This window comes from Micromonospora sp. NPDC051006 (assembly GCF_044456245.1).
In the GTDB taxonomy this organism is placed as follows: domain Bacteria; phylum Actinomycetota; class Actinomycetes; order Mycobacteriales; family Micromonosporaceae; genus Micromonospora.
Genome location: NZ_JBITFP010000002.1, coordinates 134,022 through 153,130 on the forward strand (window position 1 = coordinate 134,022; position 19,109 = coordinate 153,130).

22 protein-coding genes and 1 tRNA gene are annotated in these 19,109 nt (G+C 73.2%); 12 read left to right on the forward strand and 11 right to left on the reverse strand.

The window, feature by feature from the left end; translation table 11 throughout:
- Nucleotides 1-7 precede the first annotated feature (7 nt).
- On the forward strand, nucleotides 8-652 hold the full coding sequence (locus tag ACIBBA_RS04325) for a response regulator (protein ID WP_396693649.1): 645 nt from the start codon (nucleotides 8-10) through the stop codon (nucleotides 650-652).
- A gap of 268 nt (nucleotides 653-920) precedes the next feature.
- Here the strand turns inward: ACIBBA_RS04325 and ACIBBA_RS04330 are convergent.
- Nucleotides 921-992 (reverse strand) — tRNA-Lys (locus ACIBBA_RS04330).
- 96 nt (nucleotides 993-1,088) lie between these two features.
- On the opposite strand from ACIBBA_RS04330, the gene ACIBBA_RS04335 reads away from it, so the two are divergent.
- Both ACIBBA_RS04335 and ACIBBA_RS04340 read left to right on the forward strand, forming a co-directional pair.
- Nucleotides 1,089-1,391: a hypothetical protein gene (locus ACIBBA_RS04335; RefSeq protein WP_396693651.1), complete on the forward strand. Its 303-nt coding sequence runs from the start codon at nucleotides 1,089-1,091 to the stop codon at nucleotides 1,389-1,391.
- Nucleotides 1,392-1,516: 125 nt separating this feature from the next.
- Nucleotides 1,517-2,599, forward strand: coding sequence for an NAD-dependent epimerase/dehydratase family protein (locus ACIBBA_RS04340; protein WP_396693653.1), 1,083 nt, complete (start codon nucleotides 1,517-1,519; stop codon nucleotides 2,597-2,599).
- 104 nt (nucleotides 2,600-2,703) lie between these two features.
- Here ACIBBA_RS04340 and ACIBBA_RS04345 read toward each other — a convergent pair whose 3' ends face one another.
- The 3 genes from ACIBBA_RS04345 to ACIBBA_RS04355 form a co-directional block, all read right to left on the reverse strand.
- Nucleotides 2,704-3,897, reverse strand: coding sequence for a hypothetical protein (locus ACIBBA_RS04345; protein ID WP_396693655.1), 1,194 nt, complete (start codon nucleotides 3,895-3,897; stop codon nucleotides 2,704-2,706).
- Between the two features lie 122 nt (nucleotides 3,898-4,019).
- On the reverse strand, nucleotides 4,020-5,213 hold the full coding sequence (eis, locus tag ACIBBA_RS04350) for an enhanced intracellular survival protein Eis (RefSeq protein WP_396693657.1): 1,194 nt from the start codon (nucleotides 5,211-5,213) through the stop codon (nucleotides 4,020-4,022).
- A gap of 1 nt (nucleotide 5,214) precedes the next feature.
- Nucleotides 5,215-5,937 (reverse strand): PP2C family serine/threonine-protein phosphatase, encoded by a 723-nt coding sequence (locus tag ACIBBA_RS04355; RefSeq protein WP_357047099.1) that lies wholly within the window; start codon nucleotides 5,935-5,937, stop codon nucleotides 5,215-5,217.
- A 63-nt stretch (nucleotides 5,938-6,000) separates the two neighbouring features.
- Here ACIBBA_RS04355 and ACIBBA_RS04360 point away from each other — a divergent pair, with 63 nt between their 5' ends.
- Nucleotides 6,001-7,059, forward strand: coding sequence for an AAA family ATPase (locus tag ACIBBA_RS04360; protein WP_396693659.1), 1,059 nt, complete (start codon nucleotides 6,001-6,003; stop codon nucleotides 7,057-7,059).
- On the opposite strand, the gene ACIBBA_RS04365 is transcribed toward ACIBBA_RS04360, so the two are convergent.
- Nucleotides 7,060-7,620 carry a helix-turn-helix domain-containing protein gene (locus ACIBBA_RS04365; protein WP_396693661.1) on the reverse strand — a complete coding sequence of 187 codons (561 nt, stop codon included), beginning with the start codon at nucleotides 7,618-7,620 and terminating at the stop codon, nucleotides 7,060-7,062.
- A 61-nt stretch (nucleotides 7,621-7,681) separates the two neighbouring features.
- On the opposite strand from ACIBBA_RS04365, the gene ACIBBA_RS04370 reads away from it, so the two are divergent.
- Nucleotides 7,682-8,965 (forward strand): benzoate/H(+) symporter BenE family transporter, encoded by a 1,284-nt coding sequence (locus tag ACIBBA_RS04370; RefSeq protein WP_396693663.1) that lies wholly within the window; start codon nucleotides 7,682-7,684, stop codon nucleotides 8,963-8,965.
- 101 nt (nucleotides 8,966-9,066) lie between these two features.
- On the opposite strand, the gene ACIBBA_RS04375 is transcribed toward ACIBBA_RS04370, so the two are convergent.
- The 5 genes from ACIBBA_RS04375 to ACIBBA_RS04395 all read right to left on the reverse strand — a co-directional run bounded on the left by ACIBBA_RS04375 (nucleotide 9,067) and on the right by ACIBBA_RS04395 (nucleotide 11,417).
- Nucleotides 9,067-9,339, reverse strand: coding sequence for a hypothetical protein (locus ACIBBA_RS04375; RefSeq protein WP_396693665.1), 273 nt, complete (start codon nucleotides 9,337-9,339; stop codon nucleotides 9,067-9,069).
- 129 nt (nucleotides 9,340-9,468) lie between these two features.
- The gene (locus tag ACIBBA_RS04380) at nucleotides 9,469-9,828 is read right to left on the reverse strand and encodes a hypothetical protein (RefSeq protein ID WP_396693667.1); all 360 of its coding nucleotides are present in this window, start codon (nucleotides 9,826-9,828) and stop codon (nucleotides 9,469-9,471) included.
- Nucleotides 9,829-9,887: 59 nt separating this feature from the next.
- A complete protein-coding gene (locus tag ACIBBA_RS04385; RefSeq protein WP_357047112.1) occupies nucleotides 9,888-10,139 on the reverse strand; it encodes a hypothetical protein in 252 nt (83 codons plus the stop codon).
- An 81-nt stretch (nucleotides 10,140-10,220) separates the two neighbouring features.
- On the reverse strand, nucleotides 10,221-10,694 hold the full coding sequence (gene mscL, locus ACIBBA_RS04390) for a large conductance mechanosensitive channel protein MscL (RefSeq protein ID WP_396693670.1): 474 nt from the start codon (nucleotides 10,692-10,694) through the stop codon (nucleotides 10,221-10,223).
- 39 nt (nucleotides 10,695-10,733) lie between these two features.
- Nucleotides 10,734-11,417, reverse strand: coding sequence for a FadR/GntR family transcriptional regulator (locus ACIBBA_RS04395; protein WP_396693672.1), 684 nt, complete (start codon nucleotides 11,415-11,417; stop codon nucleotides 10,734-10,736).
- A 50-nt stretch (nucleotides 11,418-11,467) separates the two neighbouring features.
- Between ACIBBA_RS04395 and ACIBBA_RS04400 the strand changes: the two genes are divergently transcribed.
- A complete protein-coding gene (locus ACIBBA_RS04400; protein WP_396693674.1) occupies nucleotides 11,468-12,760 on the forward strand; it encodes an MFS transporter in 1,293 nt (430 codons plus the stop codon).
- 10 nt (nucleotides 12,761-12,770) lie between these two features.
- On the opposite strand, the gene ACIBBA_RS04405 is transcribed toward ACIBBA_RS04400, so the two are convergent.
- Entirely contained in the window at nucleotides 12,771-13,127 is a 357-nt protein-coding gene (locus ACIBBA_RS04405) for an STAS domain-containing protein (protein WP_350868210.1), read from the reverse strand.
- 164 nt (nucleotides 13,128-13,291) lie between these two features.
- Between ACIBBA_RS04405 and ACIBBA_RS04410 the strand changes: the two genes are divergently transcribed.
- From ACIBBA_RS04410 to ACIBBA_RS04435, 6 genes are read left to right on the forward strand one after another with little or no spacing between them, the layout of a single operon-like run.
- The gene (locus tag ACIBBA_RS04410; RefSeq protein ID WP_396693676.1) at nucleotides 13,292-14,152 is read left to right on the forward strand and encodes an STAS domain-containing protein; all 861 of its coding nucleotides are present in this window, start codon (nucleotides 13,292-13,294) and stop codon (nucleotides 14,150-14,152) included.
- Complete coding sequence (locus ACIBBA_RS04415) at nucleotides 14,152-14,568, forward strand: STAS domain-containing protein (RefSeq protein WP_396693678.1); 417 nt, start codon at nucleotides 14,152-14,154, stop codon at nucleotides 14,566-14,568. Before ACIBBA_RS04410 ends, ACIBBA_RS04415 begins: the two co-directional genes overlap by 1 nt.
- Nucleotides 14,565-14,984 (forward strand): ATP-binding protein, encoded by a 420-nt coding sequence (locus ACIBBA_RS04420; protein WP_350868205.1) that lies wholly within the window; start codon nucleotides 14,565-14,567, stop codon nucleotides 14,982-14,984. The genes ACIBBA_RS04415 and ACIBBA_RS04420 overlap by 4 nt, the downstream gene beginning before the upstream one ends.
- On the forward strand, nucleotides 14,981-15,994 hold the full coding sequence (locus ACIBBA_RS04425; RefSeq protein ID WP_396693681.1) for a SpoIIE family protein phosphatase: 1,014 nt from the start codon (nucleotides 14,981-14,983) through the stop codon (nucleotides 15,992-15,994). The genes ACIBBA_RS04420 and ACIBBA_RS04425 overlap by 4 nt, the downstream gene beginning before the upstream one ends.
- On the forward strand, nucleotides 15,991-17,352 hold the full coding sequence (locus tag ACIBBA_RS04430; RefSeq protein ID WP_396693683.1) for a sensor histidine kinase: 1,362 nt from the start codon (nucleotides 15,991-15,993) through the stop codon (nucleotides 17,350-17,352). The genes ACIBBA_RS04425 and ACIBBA_RS04430 overlap by 4 nt, the downstream gene beginning before the upstream one ends.
- Before the next feature lies 1 nt (nucleotide 17,353).
- A complete protein-coding gene (locus ACIBBA_RS04435; protein ID WP_396693685.1) occupies nucleotides 17,354-18,889 on the forward strand; it encodes a SpoIIE family protein phosphatase in 1,536 nt (511 codons plus the stop codon).
- Nucleotides 18,890-19,109: the final 220 nt, after the last annotated feature.

A 19,109-nucleotide genomic window follows, 5' to 3' on the forward strand; every position in this document is an offset into this window, starting at 1 on the left:
CGACGACATGCGGGTGGTGATCGCGGAGGATGCCGCGATGATGCGCGAAGGGCTGGTCCGGCTGCTCACCGACCGCGGTTTCGAGGTGTGCGCGGCGGTGGCGGACGCGGATGCGTTGCGGTCCGCGATTGCCGCCCACGTACCGAACGTGGCGATCATCGACATCCGGATGCCACCGACGCACACCGACGAGGGACTGCGTGCCGCGATCGACATCCGACGCGACCATCCCGATGTCGGTGTGCTGGTGTTCTCCCAGTACGTGGAGACCCGCTACGCGACCCGCCTGCTCGCCGACCGGCCGACCGGCATCGGATACCTGCTCAAGGACCGGGTCGCCGACGTCGCCGATTTCGTGGACGCGCTGACCCGGGTGGCATCCGGTGGCACCGCACTGGATCCGGAGGTGGTCGGTCACCTGATGCGGGCCGGGCAGGGCACGGCCGGGGTGGCGTCGCTGACCCCTCGGGAGCGTGAGGTGCTTTCGCTGATGGCCGAGGGACGATCCAACGCCGGGATCGCGGCGGCTCTTGTCATCACCGCCGGAGTCGTGGAGAAGCATGTGGCCAGCATCTTCGCAAAACTCGGTCTGCCGTCCTCGGACAGCGACAACCGCCGGGTCCTGGCCGTCCTCCGCCACGTCAGCGGCTGATGTCACCTAGAGACAACAGCATCAACGTGCACTAGCCAATGCTGACGTCCGCTGCCACCTCGACGCGCTGTAGCTAGCGACGAACCAGGCCTCCGACTTGTCAGCTTGTCCACGAGTACGGCGATGCAGCAGCCGCGAGTTGCGAACGAGCGGTCCGTCCGCCGCTTCGCCGTCTGATTACCGCCGCTCTGGGCCCCGGACTCAGGAGGCCACCCGGCTCCCGATCGCGGCAAAGCGACCCGATTGAGGTCGCTGACCTGCGGAGGAGTGGGCCGCCAGGGACTCGAACCCTGAACCTATGGATTAAAAGTCCACAGCTCTGCCATTGAGCTAGCGGCCCGCGCGCTCAGGTTACCGGACAGCGGTGACCGGCGAGTCGATCAAGGCCGCCGGCGGGTCGAGGCTTGGGTGGGCCGGCGCCGGGTATCGGACCGGTATGCGGTCGAGCGGCAAGCCGGCGGTGGCGGCATCCGGCGAGGAGATCGGCCCGGACGGGGTACGCGAGCCGGGCGGCGAGGTGCATGCCTGGCTGCCGGGGCAGAACCAGACTGTCTGCGGGCTGCCGCTGAGCCGGAGCCGGCTGCGCCGGTTCCCGCATGTGCGGTTCGACTACGCGTCCACCGACGTGCTCACCGGGGCGGACCCGGTCGGCCGGATCTGCCCGCGGTGCCTGGCCGCCACCGAGGGCCGTCGGCGGGACGAGAAACACCCCTGGGTCCGCCACGCGCCGCGTCCCTGAGCTTCCCCGCCCGCCGTCACGGGGTGTCGATCCACCCCGCCCAGCATCGAGAACCCGAGGTCGCACCGGCTGCCCATGGGCGTTCGGCACGGTTGGCGGGCGGCTGGGCGGGTACCGGGTGCGGCATGCGGATCGTGGTGGTGGGGGCGAGCGGCAACGCGGGTACGGCCCTGTTGCGCCGGCTGCGCCGGGAGCGGGGGGTGGAGCTGGCCGGGGTGGCCCGTCGGCTGCCCGGCCCGGACGCGGGTGAGCCGTACGACCAGGTGGAGTGGCACTCCTGCGACGTGGGCCTGCCAGGCGCGGCGGAGCAGCTTGCCGAGGTCTTCGCCGGCGCGCACGCGGTGGTGCACCTGGCCTGGCAGATCCAGCCCAGCCACAACCAGCGGGTGCTGCACCGCACCAACGTCGGCGGCAGCCAGGCGGTGATCGACGCCGTGGTCCGGGCCCGGGTGCCGGCCCTGGTGTACGCCTCGTCGGTCGGCGTCTACGCCCCCGGCCCGAAGGACCACCCGGTCAGCGAGCGCTGGCCGGCGACCGGCGTGCCCGAATCGTCGTACAGCCGGGACAAGGCGGAGGTGGAGGCGCTGCTCGACCGGGCGGAGCGCGAGCACCCGGAGCTGCGGGTGGTGCGGATGCGGCCCGGCCTCAACTTCCAGCGCGACGCGGGCACCGAGATCAGCCGCTATTTCCTCGGCCCGTTCGTGCCGGTCCAGCTGCTCAGGTACAACCGGATCCCGCTGGTGCCGACGCACCGCAGGCTGCGGATGCAGGCCGTGCACACCGACGACGTCGCGGAGGCGTACGCCCGGGCGGTGCTGGGCGACGCGCGCGGCGCCTTCAACCTGGCCGCGGACCCGGTGCTGACCCCGGAGCTGGTGGCCCGGCACTTCCACGGCTGGACGGTGCCGGTGGCCGCCCCGCTGCTGCGCGGCGCGGCGGCCCTGACCTGGCACGCCCGGCTGCAACCGGTCGACGCGGGCTGGGTGCAGCTGGCGCTGGACGCGCCGCTGATGTCGAGCGAGCGGGCGGAGGCCGAGCTGGGCTGGGAGCCGGCGATCGACGCGCTCACCGCGCTGCGGCAACTCTTCCTCGGCATGGCCGAGCGCGGCCACACGGCCAGCCCGCCGATGTCCGCCGCCGCCACCCTCCCCGGCCGCCTGGGTGCCCTGCTGAAGGCCCGCCCCGCCGGCCAGGGCAATCCCTACTGACCCCAACCCACCGCCGTCGGCCCCCGGTGCGCGTTGATCATGAAGTTGTTGTCACGACACGCCGACACCGCGCGCAATAACTTCATGATCAACCTCAACCGGGGTCAGCTGAGTTTGGAGCCGGGGGTGCTGGGGTTGCGGGCGCCCAGGAAGAAGATGCCGGGGTAGCCGCGGGTCTCGAACTTGCCGCTCGGATTGCGGCGCAGGGTGGAGTCTTCGATCGTCATGGTCCCGGTGCGGTCGTTGCTGACGAAGAAGATCGCGCCGCCGCCCTCGTTGGCCCGGTTCTTCTCGATCACCGTGCCGGCGATCCGGACGGTGAACCGGTTGCCGTCGCAGTAGATCGCCCCGCCGCTGCCGCCGCCGGGCGTGCCGGCCTTCGCCGGGTTGGCGCCGTTGCCGATCGCCTCGTTGCCGGTGAAGAGGCTGTTCAGCACGGTCCACGAAACCCCGATGCTGCTCAGCGCCCCGCCGTTGGCGCAGGAGCCGCGGTCGAAGGTGCTGTTCACCACGTACACCGGCTTGTTCTCGTACTGGCTGAGCACCCGCAGCGCCGCGCCGCCCAGGTCGGGCCCGGTCCGGTCGCAGCGGTTGCGAACGAAGCGCGAGTTGACGACCTTGACCCGCCCGCCCCGGACGAAGATCGCCCCGCCTCCGCCACCCTCGGCCTTGTCACCGGTGGAGTTGCCCTCGAAGAAGGTGAGGTTCTGCACGGTGAGCTGCGGCTGGTCCTGGTTCTGGCAGTGCGAGGTGGTCCAACCCTGGGCCTCGTCGCAGGTGTTCATGTAGAGGATCCGGCGCTGGCCCCGCCCGCTGAGGGTGACCTTGCCGTCGCCGTCGAGCACTACCTTCGGCCCGTTGGCGTTGCGTACCTTGGCGGTGGCGGTCATCTTGATCGTCACCGGGTCCGGCCCGCAGTTGAAGGTGATGATGCCGCCGGCCGCGACCGCCTTCACCACGGCGGCCGAGGTGCAGCTCGCCGGGGTGCCCGTGCCGACCCTGCGGGTCGGCCGTGCGGTGTCGACCGCCCGTCCCTCGGCGGGCACCGCCGCGTCGCCGGCCGGGTTGCCGGCCCGGAACGTGGTCGCGGGCTTCCGTGACGGGCTCGGGCTCGCACCCGGGCCACCGAGACCCGTCCGGTTCACTCCGGCGGCGGGTTGGTCGCCGGTCGGCAGGTCGGCGGTCGCCGAGGGCGCCGCGGCCGGCGGGCCGGCGTCGCGATCGGACGAGCCGCAGCCCGGCAGGGTGGCGGCGGCGACCCCGAGGGCGAGCAGGACGGTGACGGTCTTCAGGCGCACCCCACGATGCTAGGACCGGCGCGGCGCCGGACCCGCCGCGCCGGGCCGGATTAACCCACCGCTAAGCCGACCGCGTCCAGATCGATGCCGAGCGGCCAGCGGCCGGCGGGCGAACTGGGGGATCAGAAGTCGGCGAAGAGGTACGGCACCTGGCGCGAAAAGATCCGGCGCAGCTCGGCGGCCGCGTCCACCGGCACCTCACCGAGCCCGCGCAGCGGCACCTCGGCCGGGTCGAGCACCCCGTACGCCAGGGCGGAGAGCCCGGCGGCGGTGAGCGTGGCGTCCGGCACCGGACCACCGGCGGCCGTCCCGCTGAGCAGCTCCAGCGAGCCGGTGCTGCCGTCCATCAGGTAGGTGCCGGCGAGCCAGCGGTCCCCGGTCAGCTCGACCCGCACCCGTCCCGGGCCGGCGGGCAGCCCGGCCAGCGCGTCCATCGAGAGTAGTCGGGCCATCGGGGCCGAGGAGTTCGGCCGGGCCACCCGCGCCTCGACGTGCACGGCCAGGTCGGTGAGCCAGAGCTCGGGCAGCTCGTCGGCGGCGACCTGGACGCTGATCCGTTCCACCTGGTCGATGTGCCGGGCGAAGAACTGCAACAGCAGCGCCCGGGCGAGCGGGTCGTCGGCGAGCAGGTCGTCGGCGGCCAGCTCGCCGGCGTGGTCGTCGATCCGGTACGTCACCGCGCCGGTCACCACGCCGTCGACCCGGGCGGTGAGCAGCCAGCGCTCGTCCCGATCGCGCAGCCCGACGTCGCGGTAGTCGGGGAAGGCCGCGAAGCCGTGCCGCTCGCGCAGGCAGCGCTCGGTGAACTCACGCCAGGCCGGGTAGCCGGTGCCGATCCGCTCCCACCCCACCTCACCGGGCAGGTCGGCGCGGAGCAGCGGGCCGAGGTCGGCCGGGGAGAAGGTGGCAGTACGCGGCTTGGGCAGCCCGACGTAGCCGAACTTCGCGTAGAAGCTGGGCCGGAAGGGGTAGAGCGCGGTCAGCGGGTGCCCGTCGTCGCGCATCTCGTCGAGGAGTTGGTGCAGCAGCGTCCGGACGTGCCCCTGCCGGCGGGCCAGCGGGTGGCTGGCCACCCCGGCGACGCCGGCCATCGGCAGCACGGCGCCGCGCAGGTTCTGCCGCATCGGGATGGCCGAGGCGGCGGCCAGGGTGCCGTCCTCCTCGACGATCAGCGTCCGGTTGCCCTCGTTGTACGGCAGGTAGCGGGGGAACTCCGCGGTCCGGGCCGCGCTGAGCGGCGACGGCTCGAAGGCGTACGCGGAGAGCGGGAAGCTGGTGGTCAGGCGCTCCTCGGAACCCACCCGGCGAACGGCCACGTCAGGACACCAGGGTGACGTCGGCGACCACCACGGTCACGTTGTCCGGCGCGCCGGCCTGGTGGGCGAGCTTGACCAGCTGCTCACCGCAGAGCTGCCGGTCGCCGTACGCGCCGAGGGCCACCGCGATCGCCTCGTCCTCGACGTAGTCGGAGAGGCCGTCGCTGCACAGCAGCAGCCGGTCGCCGGCCAGCACGGTGAGCGTGCCGATCGCCGGTGGGGCGTCCGCGCCCTGCACCGCCCGGGTCACCAGGGACCGTTGCGGGTGGTGGCGCGCCTGGTCGGGGGTGAGCGCCCCCTGGTCGACCAGCGCCTGGACGAACGTGTCGTCCCGGGTGAGCTGGGTCAGCTTGTTGTCCCGCAGCAGGTAGCCGCGGGAGTCTCCGACCTGCGCGAGCACCAGCGTCTCACCGGCGAGCAGCGCTGCGGTGAGCGTCGTACCCATGCCCTCGCGGGCGGGGTCGACGGTGATGGCGGCGTGGATGCGCCGGTTGGCGGTGCTCACCGCGGCGCGCAGCGCCTCCTCGGCCTCGCCCGGGTCCGTCGGCGGGGTCAGCTCGTCCAGGATCCGGATGACGATCTCGCTCGCCACCTCGCCCGCGGGCAGGCCGCCCATGCCGTCGGCGACGGCGACCAGCCGGTCACCGGCGAGAGCGGAGTCCTCGTTGTTGGTCCGTACGAGACCGATGTCGTTGAGGATGGCCGAGCGGAGGATCAGCGTCATAGGGTCAAGCTTGCCAAGAACACCCCACCGCCGTCTCTACGCACTACTACGTAGGGTTGAGGAATGATGCCGGTGTCCATGGTCGGCCGCGCCGGTGAGCTGGCTGAGCTCGACCGGGCCTGGTCCATCCTGACCGCCGATCGGCGGCCGGCGCCGACCGTCGCGGTGATCACCGGAGCCGCCGGGGTGGGCAAGAGTCTGCTGGTCGCGGCGGCCCTGGACGGCTTCGCCCCGCGCCCGGCGGTGGTCCTCTCCGGTGCCGCCCGGGTGCACAGCCCCGCCCCCTACGACTGGCTGGCGGCGGTGCTCAGTGGGCGGGACACCAGCCGGTTGGATCTGCCGCCGGACGCGTTGGCCTGGCTGGCCCAGCAGCCGACCGCGCCCCGCGAGCGGTACGCCCCGGGCACCCTGCTGCGGCTCGCCGTGCGTACCGTCCGCCTGCTCGTCGGCGCCGGCCCGGCCGTGCTGGTCGTGGAGGACCTGCACTCGCTCGACCCGGCGAGCCTGAACCTGATCGGCGAGCTGGCCACCGCCGCCGACCTGCCCGCGCTGCTGATGGTGGCGACCCGGCCCGCGGCGGAATCGGTGGCGCCGGATCTTGCGGTCCGCGCGCTGTCCCGGCTCTGCGGGGTACGCGGCGCGGTCCGCCAGCACCTCGGGCCGCTGCGCCCGGCCGAGGTCGCCGAGGTGCTGAGCCAGGTGTACGCCGGGTCGCGCCCGTCCGGGCGGCTGGTGGCCACGGTCTGGCGGCGTACCGGCGGCAACCCGTACGCGTTGACCGAGCTGCTCGCCGCGCACGCCGGCCAGTCCCCGGACGCCCTGCTCCGGCCGGCCCCGGCGCAACATCCACCGGCGCCGCGCCCACCGGCGCACCGCCGGCCCGCGTCCCGCCCGGCCGCGCCGGACGAGGCCGAGCTGACCGGCCGGGAGGTCGAGGTGCTCGGCTGCCTGGTCGCCGGGATGTCCAACAAGCAGGCCGCGAAGGCGCTCGGCATCTCGGTGCGGACGGTCACCGTGCACGTGTCCAACCTGCTGCGCAAGACCGGGTCGGCGTCCCGTACCGAGGTCGCGCTCTGGGCCGTGCAGCACCGGCTCCAGGTGCCGACGCCGGTCGACGGCTGATCAGGCGCGCGGGTAGCGCAGCAGCAGACTGGCGGCGACCTCCTCGTCGCCCACGGCCGCGTAGCTGTGCGGCACGTCCGAGGTCCAGCGCAGGTGCCCGCCGGCGGCCGCGGTGAGCGGCGCGTCCACCGGGCCGGCCCGGAGCACTCCGGTGAAGACCGTGACGTGCTCGGTGACGCCGGGCTGGTGCGCGGGGGAGAGCTGCCCCGGGCCGGGCGCCACCCGCATCCGGTACAGCTCGTAGGTCGCGTCGGTGTCGGTGAAGACCTCGAGCAGGGTGGCGTGCACCGCCGCCCCCTGCACGGTCGGCGTCGCGGCGGGCTCGGCGAGTACGGCGGTGAGCGGCACGCCGAGCTGGGCGGTGACCGCGTAGAGCGTCTCGAGGGTCGGGTTGCGGGTGCCGTTCTCCAGGCCGGAGAGGGTCGCCTTGCCCACCCCGGCCAGCCGGGCCAGCGCGGAGAGCGAGATCCCCCGCTCCTCGCGCAGGCTGCGGACCCGCCCGCCGATCACCGTCGGGTCGGCGTCGAGGGCACGGCGGTGGGCTGGTGGCGGCTGGGGCACCCCGCTATGGTGCTACAGACCATCGTTCCGTAAACGGAACACGGAGCGGAAGGGTGGACACATGGCCGGAAGGACCCAGCCGGTGCTGGCCGGTGCGGTGACCGCGCTGGTCGGCTTCGCCAGCTCGTTCACCGTCGTGCTGGCCGGCCTGCGGGCCGCCGGGGCAAGCGCCGAGCAGGCCGCGTCGGGGCTGCTGGCGCTCTGCGTAGCGTCCGGGCTCGCCGCCGCCTGGCTGGGCCTGCGGTACCGGCTGCCGATGAGCGTCGCCTGGTCCACTCCGGGCGCGGCGCTGCTGGTGGCGACCGGGCCGATGCCGGGCGGCTGGCCGGTCGCCGTCGGCGCGTTCCTCGTCTCCGGCCTGCTGATCGTGGCGGCCGGGCTGGTGCCGCCGCTCGGCCGGGCGGTGGCGGCCATCCCCAAGCCGGTGGCCGGCGCGATGCTCGCCGGCGTCCTGCTGCCGCTCTGCACCGCACCGGTGCGCGCCCTGGTCGAGGTGCCCCGCCTGGCCGGCCCGGTGGTCGTCGCCTGGCTGCTGCTGCACCGGTACGCGCGCCGCTGGGCGGTGCCCGGCGCGCTGGTGGTCGCGGTGCTGGCGATCGCGTCGAGTTCCACCGGCGGGCGCCTCGGCGCGGTCGGGCTGCGGCCGGTGGTCGAGCTGACCGCGCCGGCCTGGAGCGTGTCCGCCCTGGTCGGCCTCGCGCTGCCGCTCTTTCTGGTCACCATGGCCGCGCAGAACGTGCCGGGCACGGCGGTCCTGGTCGGCTACGGCTACCGGCCGCCGTTCAACGCCGCGTTGCGGGCCACCGGCCTGGCCAGCATGCTGGCCGCCCCGGCCGGCGGGCACGCGGTGAACCTGGCGGCGATCACCGCCGCGCTGGCCGCCGGCCCGGACGCCCACCCCGATCCGGACCGGCGGTGGATCGCCTCGGTCACGGCCGGCGCCGGGCTCGCCCTGCTCGGGCTGGGTGCCGGCGCGGCCACCGCGTTGGTGGCGGTCGCGCCGCCGGTACTGATCGAGGCGGTCGCCGGGTTGGCCCTGCTCGGCGCGCTGGCGACCGCGCTCGCCTCGGCGCTGGCCGAGCCGGCGGGGCGCGAGGCCGCCGTGGTGACCTTCGTGGTCACCGCCTCCGGGGTCACCCTGGTCGGCATCGGCGGCGCATTCTGGGGGCTGGTCGCCGGCTGCCTGATGCTCCTGCTCTTCCGCCGCCGCACAGCCGCCTCGCGGCCGGACCCGGTCGTCCCGCGGACGGACCCCGCTGCCGCGGAGCCGGACATGGACCCGCGGTCGGAGCCCGGAACGGTGGCGGAGCCACCGCTTTCCGATCTGCGTACCCGGTCGAGCTGACGGGCGCGCCGCTGGGCGCGAGACGGCGGCCCGCAGGGTTGGCGGGCCGCTGTCGAACTGCCCCAGATTTGGGACGGGGGCTTACCGGGTCGGTGGGTGGGTCAGCTGGCCGCCGCCTCGACAGCGACCGCCATGAGCCGAAGGCGTACCCCGGTGACGTTGGTTTCCACGGCGCGGCGCAGGGCCTGGGCGTTCTCCAGCGTGTCGAGGACGACCAGCGCGTGCTCGACCGTCGGGTCGTCCTCGTCCGCTCCCCACGAGCCGCGGACGAACCCCGGGCTCTGCCGGACCACCTGGGCCATGTGCTCGAACCGAGCCCGCCGCTCCGCCGGCTCGCCGGCCTCGCCCTGCTGCTCACCGATCAGCATGTACATCGCTCCACCATAGACACACGCTCCGCCGCGCCCGACCATGCGCGCCCTGGGCGAATGGTGGCCCAGATATGGGGCAGTTCGACAGGACCGCCGGCACTACCGACCGCCGGACCCTCGCCGACGGGTCGGTCACTCCTCGGCCGGCAGCTCCGTCACCGGTACGTCGAGGCGGACCCGGCCGTCGGTGACGGTGGCGATCCGCTCCGCGGGCACGTAGACCGCGCCCGCGCCGGTCGGTTCGGTGGTGACCTTCAGGTAGCCGCCGTGCAGCAGCCGGGCCGCCAGGTCGGCTGGCACATCCGGCTCCTCGACCGCGGTCGACTCGATCAGCTCGTCCAGGCTGCTGCCCGGGTCGGCGGTCGGCGCCTGCACGGTCACCGCGTTCGGGTCAGCTCGCTGGACGAGATCGACGGTGCCGACCTCGGTGCCGGCGGCATCGACCACCGGCATGCCGGTGGTGACCCGGGAGATGGAGGTCTGCTGGTTCATCCTGCCGCGGTTCCCGGGGCGGCGCGCCGCTAAACGCCGCCCCGTGTGGGCCGCGCCGCTCAGATGGTCGGTTGGGTCCAGCCGCCCGGCGGCCGGGGGGAGAGCTCACGCCAGGTGTCGGTGCCTTCGAGCAACGCCCGTACCGTCTCCTCGGCCTCGTCCGCACTGCCGTGCTCGTAGAAGCGGGAGATGCCCTCGGCGCCGCCGGCCCGCTGCTCGACGTGCCACCGGTCGCCGTCCACCCGAAGGAAGACGTCCCGCCGTGCCAGCCGCCCCCACTTCCCGTTCCACCAGTGCTTTCGCTGCTCCATGCGCGGACTCTATCGAACACACGTACGAGAAAGTGCGGCCCCTGCGGGAATCCCGCAGGGGCCGATGTGCTGGTGCCGGGTTCAGCGCTGGGTGGGTGGTTCGTGCCGCCGGCCGAGCACGTCGTCGAGCGCGCCGCGCTGCTGCACCGGCGACTGGTGGCCGGCCGCGACCAGCGCGTCCCGGATCTCGGTGAGCAGCTTGACCTCCTCGCTCGGCGCCGCGGGCGGCGGCTCCTCGCCCCGCCGACGCCGCTCGGCCAGCCGGTTCATCGGGTAGACGACCAGGAAGTACAGCGCCGCCGCGGTGAGCAGGAAGGTGATCACCGCGTTGAGGAAGGCGATCCAGTCGAACGGGATGCCGCGGAACGTGGGTGCGGTGCCGGCGAGACCCTTGTCGCTGCCGGTGATCAGCAGCACGAAGACCCGGATCAGCGGGTCCAGGAACGACTTGGTGAGCTGGGTGACCACGCCGGTGAACGCGGCACCGATGACGACACCGACTGCCAGGTCGACCACGTTGCCGCGCATGATGAAGTCTTTGAAGCCCTTGAGCATCCGTACTCCCGTGCTGTCCGGTTTTCCGTCCGGGACAACCTATGCCCCGGGAGCGGGCTCCAGAAAAGCGCCGGCCTCGCGGGCCGCCAGCTCGGGATCGCCGGCCCGGATCGCGTCCACCAGCCGGGAATGGTCGACGTGGCGCTCGGGCTCCAGGGCGTCACCCATCGCCTGGGCGACGGTGCTGCGCAGGGCCGTGCCGACCGAGGCGTAGAGCTCGGCGAGCATGGCGTTGTGCGCGGCGGCCACCACCGCGGTGTGCAGCGCGGCGTCGGCCTCGACGAACTCGTCGACCCGGCCGCCGTGCCAGGCCGCCTCGCGGGCGGCGAGCGCGCCGTCGAGCGCGGCCAGGTCCTCGGGCGTACGCCGGCGCGCGGCCAGCCGGGCGGCCTCCACCTCGAAGGCGCGCCGCACCTCGATCACCTCGGCCATCCGGTCGTCGGTGAGCCGGCGGGCCACCACCGGCGCCAGCTCGTCGGTCGACACCACGTACGTCCCCGAGCCCTGCCGGCACTCCAGCACCCCCGCGTGCACCAGCGCGCGGACCGCCTCGCGGACGGTGTTGCGCCCCACCCCGAGCGCCGCGACCAACTGCGGCTCGGTCGGGATCCGGCCGCCGATCGGCCACTCGCCGCCCAGGATCCGCTCCCGGAGCTGGGCGGTCGTCTGACGGACCCGGTGGCCGCGTGGCGGCACCGGCACGGAATTGACCGACGGTGGCACTGGTTACATCACCGGCCCGTAATTCATCCCATGATTGTAGGTTCATCAGCATGACCCCGCCACCGACCGCCACCGCGGACCAGACCCGCGCCCCCGCTGACGCCCCGCCAGCCGGCTCGGGTCCGGTGCCGACCCGGCCGGCCGACACGGCCGGTCCACTGGCCGGCGGCGCCCTGGTGCTGGTCGGGATGCTGCTCGTGGCGCTCAACCTGCGCGTCGCGATCACCAGCCTCGGCGCCCTGCTCGACGAGGTTCGCGACGGTCTCGGGCTGTCCGGGGCGATGGCCGGGGTCGTCACCACGCTGCCCACCCTCGCCTTCGCCGTCTTCGGCGCGCTCACCCCGCGGCTGATCCGTCGATACACCCCGGCCCGGGTGCTGCTGGTGGCGATGTTCGTGCTCGCCGCCGGTCAGCTGGTCCGGGTGGGCACCGACTCCGCGGCGGTCTTCCTGGCCGGCAGCGCCCTGGCGCTCGGCGGGATCGCAGTGGCGAACGTGCTGCTGCCGATGCTGGTGAAGCAGTACTTCCCGAACCGGATCGGTCTGATCACCGGGGTGTACTCGATGACGCTCACGGTCGGCGCGGCGACGGCCGCCGCCGCGGCGGTGCCGGTCGCGCACGTGCTCGGCTCGTGGCAGGCCGGGCTCGCCGTCTGGGCCGGGCTGGCCGCGGTGGCCGTACTCCCGTGGGTGCCCCTGGCGCTGCGGACGCGCGGGGCCCGGCGGGCCGCCACCCCGACGGAGGCCGGGGCCACCCGGCGGCGGATCCGCCCCGGGCGGACCCGGCTCGGCTGGGCGATGGCGGTCTACTTCGGGACGCAGTCGCTCGGCGCGTACGCGATCATGGGCTGGTTGGCCCAGATCTTCCGGGACGCCGGCTACCGGCCGCAGGACGCCGGTCTGCTGCTCGCCCTGGGGACCGCGCTGGGTGTGCCGATCGCGTTGGTGATGCCGACCCTCGCCGGCCGGCTGCGCTCGCTACGTCCGCTGATGCTGACGCTCTCCGCGGCGATGGCGCTCGCGTACCTCGGGATGGCGCTGGCGCCGCACGGCGGCGCGCTGCTGTGGGTGGTGCTGCTGGCGATCGGGCAGAGCGCCTTCCCGCTGATCCTGGCCGTCATCGGGCTGCGGGCCCGGACGGCCGAGGGGACGGTCGCGCTCTCCGCGTTCACCCAGAGCACCGGGTATCTCATCGGCGGGCTCGGCCCCCTGCTGGTCGGCATCCTCTACGAGGCGACCGCCGGCTGGACCGTGCCGATCGGCTTCCTGCTGGCCGCGCTCGCGGTGCAGACGTGCCTGGGCATGGTGGTGGCTCGTCCCCGGCACATCGAGGACGAGGGCTGAGCGGAACAGCTCAGGAAGAGGCGGGCGTCGGGTCGCCGGCCACGGCCTGCTCGACCGTCGGGTAGGTGTGCAGCACCTCGACCAGGCCGCTGACCTCGAGGATGCGCAGCACCCCGCGCTGCGGGGCGGCCAGCCGGACGACGCCGCCCGCCTCGTCGGAGCTGTTCTTGGCCCGCACGAAGACGGACAGCCCGGTGGAGTCGCAGAAGGAGACCTCGGCCAGGTCGAACACCAGGCGACTGCGGCCCTTGTCGAGCAGGTCCGTGATCTGGTCCTGAAGCTGCGGTGCGGTCGCCATGTCCAGTTCGCCCGCGACCGACACGACGACCACATCGCCGCGCTGTTCCGTGTGCACCGTCAAGGACATTCGCCAGACCTCCTGTTATCGGTGGAACGGTATCCCACGACAGGGGTCTGACGCAGAACGGGAGCCGGGATCTGGTGGCCATCGTCATTCCGTTGCACTGGAGCAACTAGTCCACCAGCACCCGGTGATAGAGTCCGGCCGGTCCAGGTCAAGGGGGTTTGGCAATGGCGTTGAACGCCGAAGAAAGCGGTCGGCTCGCCGCACTGCTGGGTGAGCACGCCGAGCGGGTCACCCAGCGCTGGACGGAGCTCGTCGCGGCGTCGCTGCGCGGCCGTCTCAGCCAGGCCGAGCTGCGCCGGCAGCTGCAGGAGCTGCACCGCGCCTTGATCACCACCGGCGAACAGGGGATCATCGACGTCGAGGCCGATCGGGCCGGCGAGCTGCGAGCCGTGCTCGCCGAGCTGTCCCGGGGTCGGGCCCGGCAGGGCTTCTCCGCGACCGAGACGGCGATCAGCGTGTTCGCGCTCAAGGACGTGCTGCTGGAGCTGCTGGAGGCCGAGGGAGGCGCCACCGCCCTCCGTGACTACGTCGCGTTCTCCGGGCTGGTCGACCAGATGGGCCTCTTCACCTTCGAGGCCTTCGTCCGGACCCGGGAGGGTCTGATCGCCGATCAGGCCGAGCAGCTGCTCGAACTCTCCACCCCCGTGGTCAAGCTCTGGGAGGGCGTCGTCGCCGTGCCGCTGGTCGGCACGCTCGACTCGGCGCGGGCCCAGGTGGTGATGGAGCGGCTGCTGCAGACCCTGGTCGACACCGGCTCGCCGTACGCGATCATCGACATCACCGGCGTTCCGGCGGTGGACACCCAGGTCGCCCAGCACATCCTGAAGACCGTGGTGGCCGCCCGGCTGATGGGTGCGGACTGCATCATCTCCGGCATCCGGCCACAGATCGCCCAGACGATCGTGGCGCTCGGCATCGAGTTCGGCGACATCGCCACCAAGGCGAGCCTCGCCGACGCGCTGCGGCACGTGCTCCGGCTCTCCGGCATCGAGACCGCACGCCGCCAGTCGCGTCGGGACGTCTGATGGAGCGGGTGCCGATCCTCAAGATCGGCGACATCCTGCTGGTCTCCATCCAGGTCGACATGTCCGACCAGACCGCGGTCCAGCTCCAGGAGGATCTCGCCGAACGGATCGTGGCGACCGGCTGCCACGGCGTGATCATCGACATCACGGCGTTGGACATCGTCGACTCCTTCGTCGGCCGGATGCTCTCCACCATCGCCTCGATCTCCAAGGTGCTCGACGCCGAGACCGTGGTGGTCGGGATGCGCCCGGCGGTCGCCATCACGCTGGTCGAGCTAGGGCTGTCGCTCAACGGCATCCGGACGGCGCTCAACGTGGAACGGGGCATGGATCTGATCGCGGCCGCGCGCGACGAGGAGCAGGAACAGGCCGCGCTCGACGACGAGGTGGACATCGAGACGACGGCCACGCCATGACCGCGGGCATCGACCTGGGCCATCCGCAGGCGCAGGCGATCCAGAGCGACGAGGACGTGGTCCGCGTCCGGCAGCTGGTCCGGACGGTGGCGGTGGCCGTGAAGCTCTCGCTGGTCGACCAGACGAAACTGGTCACCGCGGCCAGCGAGCTGGCCCGCAACACCCTGGTCTACGGCGGCGGGGGCAGCGTCGAGGTGGCGACCGTGGACAACGGCCGGCGCCGCGGCGTACGCATCGTCTTCGCCGACTCCGGGCCCGGCATCGCAGACCTCGACCTCGCGCTCACCGACGGCTACACCACCGGTGGCGGCCTCGGCCTCGGGTTGAGCGGTGCGCGCCGGCTCGTCGACGAGTTCGACATCCAGACCGGAGTCGGGGCGGGTACCCGGATCACGGTCACCAAGTGGTCTCGATGACCGAGGACACGATCACCGATCGCGGGGTCTGGTTCCGGGTGGAGTCGGCCGGCACGGGCGGTGCCGTCCGGCGCACCGCGGAGCGCCTCGGCCGCCAGCTGGAGCTGGGCGAGGCGCGCACCGCCGATCTCGCCATCGTCGCCGCCGAGCTGACCAGCAACCTGGTCAAGCACGCCGACGAGGGGACGCTGCTGCTGCGCCCGGTACGCCGCGAGCGGGAGGCCGGCGTCGAGCTGGTCGCCATCGACTCGGGGCCCGGCATGGCCGACCTCACCGTCTCGTCGCGCGACGGGCACTCCACCGTCGGCACCCTCGGCATCGGCCTCGGCGCGATCGTCCGGCAGGCGAGCTGGTTCGACGGCTACTCGCTGCCGGCCCGGGGCACCGTCCTCGCCGTGCAGGTCTGGCCGTCCAGCCCGGACGCCCCGCGCTGGGTCGGCGGGCTGACCCGGCCGATCACCGGCGAGACGGTCAGCGGCGACGGCTTCGCCGTCCGGGTGGTCGACGGGCGCCGGCAGGTGCTGGTCAGCGACGGCCTGGGGCACGGCCCGCTGGCCTCCGCCGCCAGCGACGCGGCCATCACCGCCTTCTACAGCGCGCCGGCCGGCCCGCCGGCGGTGGTGGTCCAGCACCTGCACCGGTCGATGTCGCACACCCGGGGGGCCGCGTTGGCGGTGGCCGAGCTGGACCCACTGGCCGGTGTGCTGCGCTACGCCGGGCTGGGCAACATCTCGGCGCAGGTGGTCACCCCGGGCGGCCGGCGTCGGGGGCTGGTCTCCCTGCCGGGCATCGCCGGGCACCAGCGGCCGGTGGTACGGGAGTACGACTACCCCATCGAGCTGGGCGACCTGCTGGTGATGCACAGTGACGGGGTGGTGGACCGGTGGCAGCTGGACGACTACCCGGGGCTGGCCGAGCGCTCGTCCCTGGTGGTCGCGGCGACGCTGCTGCGTGACGCCGGCACCCGGCGCGACGACGCCTGCGTGCTGGTCGCGAGGGTGACGGCATGACAGACCAGCTCGACCGCCCGCCGCTGCTCCAGATGGCGCTGCGGGTCGAGCACGACATCTTCGTTGTCCGTCAGCGCGGCCGGGAGGTGGCCGCGGCGGTCGGGCTGGAGCACCAGGACCAGGTCCGGATCGCCACCGCGCTCAGCGAGGTGGCCCGGGATCTGCTGCGCGCGGTCGGTGGCGCGGACGTCAGCTTCCATGTCGACGACGGCGCGGACGGCCGGCGCCACCTGCGCGTGGACCTCCTCCCGATCGGCCCGCTGCCCGATGACCGGTACGAGCCGCACTCCGGCGCGGTTGCGCGGCTGGTGCACAGCCTGGGCACGATCCGGCTCGGGCGGGATACGGTCGTGAGGATGTCCCGACGTGTCCCGGTTACCGCGCAGGCGCTGACCCCGGAGCGGCTTGCCGAGCTTCGTGCCGAGCTCGGCCGGAGCGTTCCGGGCAGCGCCCTGGACGAGTTGGCTGCGCAGAACGAGCAGCTGATCGCGGCCCTCGACGAGGTGCGCAGCCATCGCGACGAGCTGGCCGTCCTGAACGAGGAGCTCCAGGAGACCAACCGCGGGGTGATGGCCCTCTACGGGCAGCTCTCCGAGGAGTTGGAGGAGACCAACCGGGGCGTGGTGGCCCTCTACGCCGAGCTGGACGAGAAGTCGGCCCAGCTGCGGGCGGCGAGCGAGTCCAAGAGCCGGTTCCTGGCGAACGTCAGCCACGAGCTGCGGGCTCCGGTGACGGCGATCATCGGGCTGGGCCGGTTGCTCGCGGATTCGTCGTCCGACCCGCTCACCACCGAGCAGGCCCAGCAGGTCGGTCTGATTCGCGCCTCCGCGGCCGACCTGCTCACCCTGGTCAACGAGCTGCTCGACCTGGCCAAGGCCGAGTCGGGCCGGATCGAGCCGAACTGGGCGCAGGTCGACCTCCGACCGATCTTCGGGCAGCTTCGCGGCACGCTGCGCGCGCTGGCCACCCGCGCGGAGATGGAGCTGGTGGTGGAGGAGCCGCCAAGCCCCGCCACGTTGCGCACCGACGAGGTGCTGCTCGGCCAGGTGCTGCGCAACCTGCTGCACAACGGGCTGAAGTTCACCGATCGGGGCGAGGTCCGGCTCCGGGCGGAGCTGCGCGGCGAGCAGTGGTCGCTGAGTGTCTCGGACACCGGCCCCGGCATCGCCCCGGAGCTGCACGAACGGATCTTCGAGGAGTTCTACCAGGTGCCGGGGGCGACCCGGGTCGGCGGCACCGGCCTCGGCCTGCCGTACGCCCGGCGGCTGGTCACCCTGCTCGGTGGCACCCTGGAGCTGGCCAGCGAGCCGGGCCGGGGCAGCACCTTCACCGTCACCCTGCCCGTGGGCGGAGCCTGAGGTGGAGGCCCAGTCGACGGTGCTGGTGGTCGACGACAGCCGTACCAAGCGTTACCTGCTGGTCAGCTGGCTGACCCGGGCCGGGTTCCGGGTGTTGGAGGCGGAGAACGGCGCCGAGGCGCTGGCCCGGGTCGACATCGACCCGATCGACCTGGTGGTGCTCGACGTCCGGCTACCCGACCTGAGCGGCTACGAGGTCTGCGAACGGATCAAGGAAGCGCACCCGGCGATGCCGGTGATCCACGTGTCCGCGCACGCGGTGGACGTGGCGGACCGTGCCCAGGGCCTCACCCGAGGCGCGGACGCCTACCTCGCCGAGCCGATCGAGCCGGAGGAGCTGGTCGCCACCGCGCACGCGGTGCTCCGCTACTACCAGGCCCGGCAGCGGGCCGAGCTGCTCGCCGAACGGCTGCTCGGGCTCGCCGACACCACCGTCGCGGTGCACACCGCGCCGAACTTCACCCGGTTGTTGCAGGAGGCCGCGGCTGGCGCGGCGCAGATCTTCAAGAGCCCGGCCGCGGTGGTGGCGGAGACCTTCGACGGTGACTGCCTCGCCGGGATCGCGGCGGGCCCGGGCTCCGAGGCGACCATCGTGCCGTGGGTCGTCGACGACACGGGGGTGCCGATCGGCGCGACGGTCCGGGTCACCGACCCGGCCGAGTGGGGGCTGGTCGAATGGCCGGCGGACGACACGGTGACGGTGGCCGCCGCCCGGCTGCGCACCGACCGTGCTCCGCTCTACGTCGTGGTGCCCACCAGCACGCAGACCGCCCGGACACCGGTGCTGGTGCAGCTGGCCCAGGCGGTGGCGGCGGCGGTGGAGGCGCAGCGTTCCTTCGACGAGGAGCACCGGATCGCGGTCACCCTCCAGCGCAGCCTGCTGCCCCGTCGGATCCCCGAGATCAACGGTCTCGACCTGGCGGTGCGCTACGAACCGGCCAGCGCGCAGACCGAGGTGGGTGGCGACTTCTACGAGCTGGTGATGCTCGACGGGCACCTGCTGCTGGCCATCGGCGATGTGGCCGGGCACTCGCTGCACGCGGCGACGGTGATGGCCGAGCTGCGGCACGCCGTCCGGGCGTACGCGGTGGAGGGGCACCAGCCGGGCGCGATCCTGCACCGGGTCAACGAGCTGATGCGCACCCTGCTCCCGAACGAGTTGGCCACCATCTGCGTGCTGCTGCTGCACCCGCCCACCGGGCGGATCCGCCTGGCCAGCGCCGGGCACCTGCCGCCGCTGCTCAGTTTGGACGGCAAGGTCGAGTTCGTGCAGCACTCGGCGCCGCTGCTCGGTGTGCGTGCCGAGCGTCCGGAGGACCTGGAGTTCGTGCTGCCGGCCGGGGCGACGCTGGTCTTCTACACCGATGGCCTGATCGAGCGGCGGGACGCGACGATCGACGACGGGCTGTCCGCGCTGGCCGCCGTCGCCACGCAGGTCGACGACGACCTGGACCGCTTCTGCGAGCGGCTGCTGGTCGAACTCGCCCCGCCCGAGATCCATGACGACGTCGCGGTGGTCGCCCTGCGCCGTCGCTGAGTCGCGGCGGCGCCGGTTCGCCGGCGCACGGGGGCGGTCACCTGCGGACAATCACGTACCGTGACTGATAGCGCGAATGCGTAGCGTCACCATTACCACGCCCCGGCCACCCCTCGCCGCTCTCGCTTTGCTCTGCTTCACTATCGGCAACACCGCTCCGAGCTGCTGCTGTGGCATTCGCCGCCGTCGAACGTCGCCCGCCGCCGATGACCCTCCGTTG